The organism is Romboutsia sp. 13368 (genome assembly GCF_018336475.1).
GTDB lineage: Bacteria > Bacillota > Clostridia > Peptostreptococcales > Peptostreptococcaceae > Romboutsia.
The window spans coordinates 1,056,176-1,058,048 of record NZ_CP048741.1 but is presented as its reverse complement, the minus strand read 5'-3'; the positions used below and the strand labels follow the sequence as shown (position 1 = coordinate 1,058,048).

2 protein-coding genes are annotated in these 1,873 nt (G+C 25.9%); both read right to left on the bottom strand.

The features are described 5' to 3' along the window. Positions 1–187: 187 nt before the first annotated feature. Complete coding sequence (locus G3997_RS04305; protein ID WP_296648654.1) at positions 188–1,273, bottom strand: FUSC family protein; 1,086 nt, start codon at positions 1,271–1,273, stop codon at positions 188–190. After that, entirely contained in the window at positions 1,273–1,722 is a 450-nt protein-coding gene (locus G3997_RS04300) for a MarR family winged helix-turn-helix transcriptional regulator (RefSeq protein ID WP_296648649.1), read from the bottom strand. Before G3997_RS04300 ends, G3997_RS04305 begins: the two co-directional genes overlap by 1 nt. Between the last annotated feature and the right edge of the window lie 151 nt (positions 1,723–1,873).

Genomic DNA, 1,873 nt, shown 5'->3' with positions numbered 1-1,873 from the left:
GAAAAAAGCAAATGATCTAGCAAAATACTCAATGGATAACAATAAGGGAGGTTGCTAGAAATGAATAGAGATGAATGCATTGAAGTACAAAAAATATGGTTAGATAAAAAAGATAAAATAGAATATTGATTATAAAAATTAAAAAATAGTAAAAAAATAAGCTCCTATTATAGGAACTTATTTTTTATTAATTTGCTTTTACTTCATTATTAATTTCTTTAGAATTGTATTTTTCCATTATTTTTTCATCTACTTTATCAAATATATAATTAAATACTTTACTATATATTGCTCCAATACCATTGTTTAATATACGAAGTATTATAGCACCACCTAAACCTAAAACCGGTACTGCTGATGATAATGCTCCAAAACAGTTAAATACAGTTTGCCATTGATAAGTTGCACAGAATCCTACTAAAAGCCCTCCTAGCATACCTATAAGACTTCTAGATTCTACTGGTACAAATAAACAAATTACAAAGTATACTATACATCCAACAATGATATATGGGAATCTAGTTTTTATTCTAAAGTCTATCTTTTCTTCATTTGGCTGAAGTATTGACATACATGCAAATCCTATCCACATTACTTTTGGTAAATTTATTAATTCTCCTATTAACATACCAGAACATATTCCAAGAGCTAATTTTAACTGCCACTTAGTTCTTTCATTACTAAAATTAAATCCTTTTATTACATCAGCAAATGTACTTTTAAATTCTGTTTTTCTTTGTTTTATATAGAAAATTCCAGCTACTATAACTCCACCTACTAATAAAGCAACAGCACGATTAGTATATACTCCTACATTACTAACTGGATTACCATATAAAAGTAAATAACCTAATACAAATATTGATTGATTAGATAAATTAACATTATAGCAAGCTAAAACTACTATTGCCAATATTGAAATAAAGTTTATAACAAAACTTAGTATTGGTGCTGACATACTAGATAAGTATGGTCCAACAATAAAAATACAGAAAACTCCCAAAATAGCAAATGCTGAATGCTTAGCATTGTAGTCTAAGTAAGACAGTCTAAACGTTAATAATGCAATAACTGTTACAACTCCTACTATGCTGTTTTCACTTCCAAATACTTTATTAAAAGCTGTAACCATAAGTATACAAAATACAAGACATAATATATTTTTAATTATAAATGCAGTTAAATACTTTTGTTTTAATTTTTTATCTTTAGTATTTTGAATTAATGGTTTTAAATTGTTTGCGCCTAATTGCATGGCTTGATAAAAAGTCATTATAATATCTCCTTTCTTTCTTCATTCATTTTTGTATTCACTTTTTCTATATAATTCATTAAATTTAAAAAATCTTCATCACCTAATATTCTACGTAATTCATAGATTGGGCTTAAATAATATTCATATATTTTTTGTACTTGTTCTATACCTAAATCAGTAATTGAAACAATGTAGCTTCTTTTATCCTTTGTATCTTGTGTTTTTGTTAAATACCCGCCTTTGTTTAAATTATCTATTATTCTACTTATAATTGTTTTATTAACACCCATTATTTTACTAAGGCTCATTGGGGTCATGCCATCTTTATGTATTATAAGTTGAGATAACAATTCTAGGTGTTGTGCTGGCATTTCGTATTCTTTAGTAGCACGACGTATAATTGTTCTGCTAAATAATTTTATATCTTGCATTTTTTCTATCATATAAATCCAATTAAAATTTTCCATATTTGTTCACCACTTTCTAAATCTATGGCTTTATATAGTATATAATTTAGTTGACTTTGTAAACTATATTGTAACTAAAATTTTTTATAATGTCAATTTTATGTTTTTGGTATTATATTTACTGTAAGTATTGATAATTGCCCTAATTTAG